The sequence below is a fragment of the Luteimonas rhizosphaericola genome (genome assembly GCF_029888045.1).
GTDB lineage: Bacteria > Pseudomonadota > Gammaproteobacteria > Xanthomonadales > Xanthomonadaceae > Luteimonas > Luteimonas rhizosphaericola.
Genome location: NZ_JARXRN010000021.1, coordinates 100,804 through 108,844, shown reverse-complemented (window position 1 = coordinate 108,844; position 8,041 = coordinate 100,804). Strand labels below are relative to the sequence as shown.

At 73.9% G+C, this 8,041-nt stretch carries 8 protein-coding genes; 2 read left to right on the top strand and 6 right to left on the bottom strand.

Annotated elements, in window-relative coordinates; translation table 11 throughout:
* Positions 1-99: 99 nt before the first annotated feature.
* Positions 100-1,056, bottom strand: a complete 957-nt coding sequence (locus tag QFW80_RS06845) for an alpha/beta fold hydrolase (protein ID WP_280600810.1) — start codon at positions 1,054-1,056, stop codon at positions 100-102.
* Positions 1,057-1,176: 120 nt separating this feature from the next.
* On the opposite strand from QFW80_RS06845, the gene QFW80_RS06840 reads away from it, so the two are divergent.
* Positions 1,177-2,016 carry an AraC family transcriptional regulator gene (locus QFW80_RS06840; RefSeq protein WP_280600808.1) on the top strand — a complete coding sequence of 280 codons (840 nt, stop codon included), beginning with the start codon at positions 1,177-1,179 and terminating at the stop codon, positions 2,014-2,016.
* On the opposite strand, the gene QFW80_RS06835 is transcribed toward QFW80_RS06840, so the two are convergent.
* Complete coding sequence (locus QFW80_RS06835; protein WP_280600806.1) at positions 2,013-2,870, bottom strand: isocitrate lyase/PEP mutase family protein; 858 nt, start codon at positions 2,868-2,870, stop codon at positions 2,013-2,015. The genes QFW80_RS06840 and QFW80_RS06835 overlap by 4 nt on opposite strands.
* 78 nt (positions 2,871-2,948) lie before the next feature.
* On the opposite strand from QFW80_RS06835, the gene QFW80_RS06830 reads away from it, so the two are divergent.
* Positions 2,949-3,812, top strand: a complete 864-nt coding sequence (locus tag QFW80_RS06830; RefSeq protein WP_280600805.1) for a helix-turn-helix domain-containing protein — start codon at positions 2,949-2,951, stop codon at positions 3,810-3,812.
* On the opposite strand, the gene QFW80_RS06825 is transcribed toward QFW80_RS06830, so the two are convergent.
* From QFW80_RS06825 to QFW80_RS06810, 4 genes are read right to left on the bottom strand one after another with little or no spacing between them, the layout of a single operon-like run.
* Positions 3,802-5,601, bottom strand: coding sequence for an ABC transporter transmembrane domain-containing protein (locus QFW80_RS06825; protein WP_280600803.1), 1,800 nt, complete (start codon positions 5,599-5,601; stop codon positions 3,802-3,804). The two genes, QFW80_RS06830 and QFW80_RS06825, sit on opposite strands and share 11 nt — an antisense overlap.
* Positions 5,601-6,191, bottom strand: coding sequence for an IMPACT family protein (locus QFW80_RS06820; RefSeq protein ID WP_280600802.1), 591 nt, complete (start codon positions 6,189-6,191; stop codon positions 5,601-5,603). Before QFW80_RS06820 ends, QFW80_RS06825 begins: the two co-directional genes overlap by 1 nt.
* On the bottom strand, positions 6,188-7,309 hold the full coding sequence (locus tag QFW80_RS06815) for a hypothetical protein (RefSeq protein WP_280600801.1): 1,122 nt from the start codon (positions 7,307-7,309) through the stop codon (positions 6,188-6,190). The genes QFW80_RS06820 and QFW80_RS06815 overlap by 4 nt, the downstream gene beginning before the upstream one ends.
* Positions 7,306-7,998, bottom strand: coding sequence for an RNA polymerase sigma factor (locus QFW80_RS06810; protein ID WP_280600799.1), 693 nt, complete (start codon positions 7,996-7,998; stop codon positions 7,306-7,308). The genes QFW80_RS06815 and QFW80_RS06810 overlap by 4 nt, the downstream gene beginning before the upstream one ends.
* Positions 7,999-8,041: the final 43 nt, after the last annotated feature.

Here is an 8,041-nt window from a genome sequence, read left to right as displayed (position 1 = left end):
CACCCGCCGACTCCTGATCCTGGAAGACCAAAGAGCCGCATGCGACGCAGCGAACTGGCCGCGGGCACGGTGCCCGCGGCCATTGGTGCGGAGACGCACCTACTTCGACACGAAGTCCAGCAGGTCCTGGTTGAGGCGGTCCTTGTGGGTGTCGGTGATGCCGTGCGGCGCGCCCGGGTAGACGATCACCTGCGCCTGCGTCACGTAGCGAGGCACCGCTTCGGCGGACAGCGCCACCGGCACGATCTGGTCGTCGCCGCCGTGGATCACCAGGGTCGGCACGTCGAACTTTGCCAGGTCGGGGCGGAAGTCGGAGGCCGAGAACGCGGCGATCGAATCGAAGGTGTTCTTGTGCCCGGCCTGCATGCCCGCTGCCCAGAAGCTTTGCACCAGGCCCTGGCTGGTCTCGGCGCCGGGCCGGTTGAAGCCGAAGAACGGGCCCGAGGCGATGTCCAGGTACTGCTGCGAGCGGTTCTGCTGCGCGGCCTTGCGGAAGCCGTCGAACACCTCGAGCGGAATGCCGTCGGGGTTGTCGTCGGTGCGCAGCATGAACGGGGTGACCGCGCTCACCAGCGCCGCCTTCTTCACCCGCCCGGTGCCGTGGCGGCCGATGTAGCGCGCCACCTCGCCGCCGCCGGTCGAGAAGCCCACCACGGTGACGTCGCGCAGGTCGAGCGCTTCGATCACCGCCGCCAGGTCGTCGGCGTAGTGGTCCATGTCGTTGCCGTCCCAGGGCTGGCTGGAGCGGCCGTGGCCGCGGCGGTCGTGTGCGACCACGCGGTAGCCGTGATCCGCCAGGAACAGCATCTGCGCCTCCCAGCTGTCGGCATTGAGCGGCCAGCCGTGGCTGAAGGTGACCACCGGGCCGTCCTTCGGGCCCCAGTCCTTGACGTACAGGCGCACGCCGTCGGCGGTGACCACGTAGTTGCCGTCGAGCGTGGCGGCGGCTGCGGTGGCCTGCGGGGTGGTGTCGGCGCGGGGCGCGGCCTGCGCGGCTCCGGCCGCGAGGGAGGCGGCCAGCACGCCGGTGCCGAGGGTGCGGGTGAGCGTATTCATGAGCGGGTCTCCTGGTCCGTTGGGGGGAACCGGGGCGCCCGCCCCGGTGAGGTGTACTGTGCCGCGCCGGAGCGGACATTCGATGACGTACAGTGCGGAAAACTTGATCCGGAGTATTCGATGGCCGATCGACTTGCGGCGCTGATGGCGCACTTCCCGGTCAGTGCCCAGGTGTTCAACGCCGGTGCGCTGTGCGGGCTGAATCACGTCGAGGACGAGGCGGGGCGGGGCCAGCTGCACCTGGTGCGCGAGGGCAGGGTGGAGGTCCGTTACCGGCGCGAGTCGCTGCAGGTCACCGAACCGAGCCTGCTGCTGTTCCCGAGGCCGCTGCCGCACAGCTTCGTGACCGATCCCGTGCGCGGTGCGGACATGGTCTGCGCCCATCTGGTGTTCGAAGGCGGGGCGGCCAATCCGATCGCCGCGGCGCTGCCGCCGGCGGTCTGCCTGCCGCTGTCGGCGGTGGGCGGCGCCGCGCCGGTGCTGGCGCTGCTGTTCGAGGAGGCGTTCGAGCAGCGCTGCGGACGCGTGGCGCTGGTGGAGCGGCTGTTCGAGGTGGTGATGATCCAGATCCTGCGCCAGCTGATGGAAAGCGGCGGCATCCGCGGCGGCATGCTGTCGGGGCTGGCGCATCCGCGGCTGCGGGCCGCGCTGGTGGCCATGCACGAGGCGCCGTCGCGGGAGTGGAGCCTGGAAGCGCTGGCCGAGCAGGCGGGCATGTCGCGCAGCGCCTTCGCCGGCACGTTTCGCGACACGGTCGGCACCACGCCCGGCCAATACCTGCAGGCCTGGCGCATCGGTCTGGCGCAGCAGGCGCTGCGGCGCGGTCGGCCGCTCAAGGTGATCGCCTCGGAGGTCGGCTACGGCAGCGAGGCCGCGCTGTCGCGCGCGTTCAAGGCGCAGGCCGGCCAGTCGCCGCGCGCGTGGATCCACCACCTGCGCGGGCAGTCGGGCCTCGCCTAGCCGGCACTGCGCGCGCTCTCTGTTTGCGTCCGGTCCGGCCGCCCGACCGCCTCGCGCGCGTGCGCGAACGCGGTCGCAAGCGCCTGCATCGCCGCAAGGTACGGTCCTGGTCCATGGCTGACCCGGGCGACGCCGAGCTTCGCCAGTTCCGCGAAGGGCGGGCACCCCGGCATCACCATGATGTTGACCGGCAGCGGGCAGCCGCGGACGAGCGCTTCGATCGATCCCGCGTCCACCAGCCCCGGCGCGAAGAAGCCGTCCGCGCCGGCGTCGGCGTAGGCGCGCGCCCGCGCCAGGGCCTGGTCCAGCAGGGCCCCGTCATGGGCGTCGCGCGAATGCTGCAGGAAGAGGTCGGTCCGTGCGTTGAGAAAGAAGGCGGGCATGCCGGCGGCGGCCGCAGCGGCGCGCGCCTGCGCCAGCAGCGCCGCCTGTTCCTCGGCCGGCCGCAAGTGCGCGTTCGCGAGGCCGTCCTCCAGATTCGCGCCCACAGCACCGGCCGTGATCGCGTGCCGAACCGCGGCGGCCGGGTCGCCGTGGCCGCGCTCCAGGTCGACCGTGAGCGGCAGTTCGCATGCCGCCGCAATCCGCGCGACCACATCGAGGGTCGCCTGCAGCGGCAGCTGTTCGCCATCCGGCAATCCGTGCGCCGCGGCCACGGCCCAACTGCTGGTCGCGAGGGCGTCGGCGCCGCCGTCCGCAACGGCCTTCGCGCTGCCGGCGTCCCAGGCGTTGAACAGCAGCAGCGGTCGCGCTGCGTGGTGCAGCGCATGCAGGCGGCGGGCCTGTGCGGAACGGTCGGCCATGGCGGCGTCCTGTCGGGCGGGGAGTGCGCAGCCTCCGCGCCCGGCGAGCACGCGGCAATGACGCGCGCGTCATCGCGGCATGACCCCGGGGTCATGGCCGCATCCGCATCGGCCCCGTATCCTCGCCTCATGCCTGAATCCCCTCCGCTTTCCGCCCGCGCAGACGCCGTGGCGCCGGTCGGTGCGCGGCTGCGCGAGTGGCGGCTTGCGCGCCACTTCAGCCAGCTGCAGCTGGCCCTGGCCGCCGAGACGTCCGCGCGCCACCTGAGCTGCATCGAGACGGGGAAATCGCAGCCCGGGCGCGAGCTGCTGGCGCGGCTGGCCGATGCGCTCGAGATGCCGCTGCGCGAGCGCAATGCGCTGCTGCTCGACGCCGGCTATGCGCCCCGGTTCCCCGAAAGCGCCCTCGACGCGCCGGCGCTGGCGCGCATCGACCAGGCGATCGACGCGATCCTCGCGCAGCAGTCGCCGTACCCGGCCTTCCTGATCAACCGGCGCTGGGACGTGCTGCGCGCGAATGCGGCGGCCGACCGGGTCAACCGGCGGATGCTCGGCGGCCGCGACAGTGCGCACGCCAACATCCTGCGCCAGTTCTTCGATCCGGCCGATCTGCGCGCCTCGATCGCGAACTGGGAGGAGGTCGCGGGCGAGCTGATTGGCCATTTGCACGACCGCGTGGCGGCCGCGCCCGGGGACCGGATCGCGCGCGCGCTGCTCGACGAGATGCTCGCCTACCCGGGCGTGCCCGCGCGCTGGCGCCTGCGCGACCTGTCGACGCCGCCGTCGCCGCTGCTGACCACGGTGCTGCGTCGGGACGGGATGGAATTGCGCTTCTTCTCGACCATCACCACCTTCGCGATGCCCCGCGACATCACCCTGGACGAGCTGCACATCGAATGCTGCTTCCCGATGGACGAAGCCACCGCCGCGCACTGTCGGGCGATGGCGGCGGAAGCGGGCGAGGCGCCGGGCGGTGCGCGCGTCAGTCGATGAACTGCAGCCGCGCCAGTTCGGCGTAGAGGCCGTCCTGGGCCAGCAGCTGCGCGTGCGTGCCCTGGGCGACGATGCGGCCGCGGTCCATCACCACGATCCGGTCGGCCTTGAGGATGGTGGCGAGGCGATGCGCGATCACCAGCGTGGTGCGGCCGGCCATCAGGTGCTCGAGCGCGGTCTGCACCGCGCGTTCGCTCTGCGCGTCGAGCGCGGAGGTGGCCTCGTCGAGCAGCAGGATCGGCGCGTCGCGCAGCAGCGCACGCGCGATCGCGACGCGTTGCTGCTGGCCACCGGACAGCCGCGCACCGCGTTCGCCCAGCTGCTCGTCGTAGCCGTGGGGCTGGGCGGCGATGAATTCGTGCGCCTCGGCAGAGGCGGCGGCGGCCTCGATCGCCGCATCGTCCGCCTCCAGCCGGCCGTAGCGGATGTTCTCGCGCGCGCTGGCGGCGAAGATGCTCGGCTGCTGCGGCACCAGGGCGATCTCGCCGCGCAGCGTGGCCGGGTCGAGCGTGGCGATGTCGATGCCGTCGACCAGGATCCGGCCCGACTGCGGGTCGTGGAAGCGCAGCAGCATCGCGAACACGGTGCTCTTGCCGGCGCCCGACGGGCCCACCAGCGCCACGGTCTCGCCAGGTTCCACCTGCAGGCTGAAGCCTTCGAGCGCGGGCGCGTCGTCGCGGCCGGGGTAGTGGAAGCGCACGTCCTCGAAGCGCAGTTCGCCGCGGACCCGCGCCGGCAGCGGCGCCGGCGAGGCCGGCGCGGCGATCCCGGGCTGCTGTTCCAGCAGTTCGCTGATCCGGCCCATGCCGCCGGCCGCCTTCTGCAGCTCGTTCCAGACTTCGGCCAGCGCGCCGACCGAGCCGCCGCCGAACAGCGCGTACAGCACGAACTGGCCGAGCGTGCCGGCGCTCATGTCGCCGGCGATCACGTCGTGCGCGCCGGACCACAGCACCAGCACGATCGCGCCGAACACCAGCGAGATGGCGACCGCGGTCACCAGCGCCTGCAGGCCGATGCGGCGCCGCGCGGTGGCCACCGTCTGCGCCACCGCGTCGCCGAAGCGGCCGCGCTCGTAGGGTTCGCGCGCATGCGCCTGCACGGTGCGGATCGCGCCGAGCGTTTCGGCCGCGAGCATGTTGGCGTCGGCCACGCGGTCCTGGCTGGCGCGCGAGACCTTCTGCAGCCGCCGCCCGCCCACCACCAGCGGCAGCACGAACAGCGGGATGCCCACCAGCGTCCACGCCGCCAGCGTGGGGCTGGTGACCACCAGCATCACCACGCTGCCCAGCACCATCACCACGCTGCGCAGCGCCACCGAAATGGTCGAACCGACCACGCTGCGCAGCAGCTCGGTGTCCGCGCTCAGGCGCGAGACCAGTTCGCCGCTGCGGCTGCGTTCGAAGAACGCCTGGTCCAGGCCCACCAGGTGGCCGTACAGGCGCGTGCGCAGGTCGGCCACCACGCGCTCGCCCAGCAGCGAGATGAAGAAGAAGCGCGCGGCGGTGGCGAAGGCCAGCGCCAGCGACACCAGCAGCAGCAGGGCGAAGGTGGCGTCGATGTTGCTGCCGCTGGTGAAACCGCGGTCGATCACGTGGCGCACCGCCACCGGCAGGCTCAGCGTGGCCGCCGACGAGGCCGCCAGCGCCACCAGCCAGGCGACGAACAGGCCGCGGTGACGCAGCACGAACGGCCACAGCGTGCGCAGCGAGCCGATCGGGGCCTTGGCGCCTTCGGGCGCGCCGTCGCCGGTGTCGCGGGCGCCGCCGCGCCGGGTTCGGGAAAACGCCATCAGCCCTGGTCTTCGAAACGTGCCCGGTCCCGGGTGGCGTCGCGCAGCCGGGTTTTCAAGGCATCGAGGTGTCCGGCCGGCAGTTCCAGCGCGATCCAGGCGCCGCGCGCGTCGAAGCTTTCGTCGCGCTTGCTGGCGGCAAAGGCGGGCAGCAGCTGGTGCAGCGTGGCCACGTCGGCGAACTCCAGGTGCACGCGTGCCAGCACGGTCTCCACCAGGGGGCGCCGCGGCGCCAGGCGCAGGCATTCGGCCGCCGCGCCGCCATAGGCCCTCACCAGGCCGCCTGCGCCGAGCTTGACCCCGCCGAACCAGCGCGTGACCACCACCGCCACGCGATCGAAGCCCTGTCCGTCGATCGCGGCCAGGATCGGGCGCCCGGCGGTGCCCGCCGGTTCGCCGTCGTCGTTGCTGCGGTACTCGCCGCCCACGCGCCAGGCCCAGCAGTTGTGGCTGGCGTCGCCGATCGAGGCGTCGGCCAGGAACCGCGCCGCGGCCTCGGCCGACTCCACCGGCGCGGCCTGCGCAAGAAAGCGGCTGTGGCGGATTTCGACCGCGTGGCGGACGGGCCCGGCCAGCGTGTCCAGGCTCATCCGCCGAGCAGCGCGCGCAGGTCGTCCGGTACCGTCGCCTGCGGGTGCCGGCGCACGAACTCGCGCAGGCTGGCGCGCGCGGCTTCGACGTCCCCCGCATCGCGCAGTTCGCGCACCCGCTGCAGCCAGACTTCGCGCACCGCGGGCGAATCGGCCGACGCCGGCGGCTGATCGTCCACAGGCTGGTCGGCTTGCGCGTCGACCGCGTCCGGCGGCGCGATCCGCGAGCCGCTCACCACGATCTGGTCCAGGCGTTCGGCCGAAGCCCGTGCGGCCTGCTGCTGCGGCGTGAGCGCACGCGCGCGCGCATCGATGTCCGGGCGCGCCGCAGCGGACGCCTGCGGCGGGTCCGGCGCGAAGCCGGGTTCCGCGGGCGCCGGGCTCGCGGGCGGCGCCGGTGGCGCTGGTGGGGCTGGTGGCGGGGGCAGCCGATCGAGCGCGAGGTCATCGGCGTTTGCGGGCGCGCTCCCGGCCGCCGCGGCCCGGGCGCGGCGCTCGCGGTCGGCGGCGCGGGTGCGCGCCGCCTGCTGGAATTCGGCCTGCTCGCGCTCGGCCTCCGCGGCCAGCGCATCGGTCGCGGCGGCGGCGCCGGCGATGTCGGTTCCGGCCCCTGTCTGGGAGGAACGGGCCGCGGCGGTCTGCGAGGCGGGCGATCCATCGCCCGGTGCGCTGCGATCGGATTCGCCGGGGGCGACTGCAGCGGCGGATTCGCGGGCGCTGTCGGCGGCACCGGCCGGCGCCTGCAATGCAGGGTCGGCGCGCCGCGTGCGCGTTTCGGACAGGATCGCGGCCGGCCGTGGCGCGGTGTCCGACGGCGACACGAGCAACCGCGTTTCCGGCTGCGGGCGCAACTGCCAGGCCACGCCGACCGCCACCGCCAGCGATGCGGCGATCCCGAGCCCCATCGGCCAGCCGCGAGGCCGGCGACGGGTGGCCGGCGGCCCGCGTCGGGCCCCGGTCGCCGCGGTCGCGCCCCGGTCGGCGCCGTCGGCACGCGCAGCCGCGAGGATCGCCGCGTCCAGCGCGGGCGAGGGCGCCGCGTTCGCGTCCAGCTGCGCCAGGCGCCGGGCGAGCTCGCGCTCCTGCGCGTCCAGCGGTTCGTGCCGGCGGCCGGTCATGGCGCCACCTCCGATCCCAGGTGCGCGCGCAGCTTGTCCATCGCGTAGCGCAGGCGCGACTTGACGGTTTCGCGGCCCACGCCGGTCACCTCGCCGATCTCCTCCAGGGTGAGTTCCTGCTCCAGCCGCAGCACGATCACCTCGCGCTGCTCGGGCGGCAGGTCGTCCAGCGCCCGCTGCAGCTGGCGGCGCTGCTCGAATTCCGACAGCCGACGCTCGGGCGTGTCGGGGTCGGGGACGCGCGCGGTGCGCTCGTCGGCGTCGACCGGTGCCGGCGGGCGGTGCTGCAGCGCCCGCCAGTGGTCGGCCAGGCGGTTGTGGGCGATCCGGTACAGCCAGGTGGCGAACGTGGCCCCCGGCGTCCAGCCCGCGCGCGCGGCGATCACCTTCTGCCACACGTCCTGGAACAGCTCGTCGGCCAGCGCGCCGTCGCGCAGCTGGCGCAGCAAATAGCGGTACAGGCGCAGCCGGTGGCGCGCGTAGAGCGGTTCGAACGCAGCCGGGTCGCCATCCGCCCACGCCAGCATCAGCGCTTCGTCGCTGGGGTCGGGGTGGGGGGCGGTGGCGGGGGCGGCCTCGTTCACCGGCAGCAGGGTAAGCCCTGCCCCGGGGAAGGAGAAGCCGGATGCGGCGGCGCGGCGCGGCGCGGCGTCGGCCGGCCAATGGGCGATCGCGGTCGACATGGGCATGGGAACGTGCGGGACGCGCCGGCGGGGTTGCCGGTGCGGACGC

What these genes read in the sequence shown, in the direction of transcription:
- QFW80_RS06820 (WP_280600802.1), bottom strand. Translation starts at nt 6,191, where the DNA reads ATGAGCCTGGACACGCTGGCCGGGCCCGTCCGCCACGCGGTCGAAATC.
- QFW80_RS06825 (WP_280600803.1), bottom strand. Translation starts at nt 5,601, where the DNA reads ATGGCGTTTTCCCGAACCCGGCGCGGCGGCGCCCGCGACACCGGCGAC.
- QFW80_RS06845 (WP_280600810.1), bottom strand. Translation starts at nt 1,056, where the DNA reads ATGAATACGCTCACCCGCACCCTCGGCACCGGCGTGCTGGCCGCCTCC.
- QFW80_RS06840 (WP_280600808.1), top strand. Translation starts at nt 1,177, where the DNA reads ATGGCCGATCGACTTGCGGCGCTGATGGCGCACTTCCCGGTCAGTGCC.
- QFW80_RS06815 (WP_280600801.1), bottom strand. Translation starts at nt 7,309, where the DNA reads ATGACCGGCCGCCGGCACGAACCGCTGGACGCGCAGGAGCGCGAGCTC.
- QFW80_RS06830 (WP_280600805.1), top strand. Translation starts at nt 2,949, where the DNA reads ATGCCTGAATCCCCTCCGCTTTCCGCCCGCGCAGACGCCGTGGCGCCG.
- QFW80_RS06810 (WP_280600799.1), bottom strand. Translation starts at nt 7,998, where the DNA reads ATGCCCATGTCGACCGCGATCGCCCATTGGCCGGCCGACGCCGCGCCG.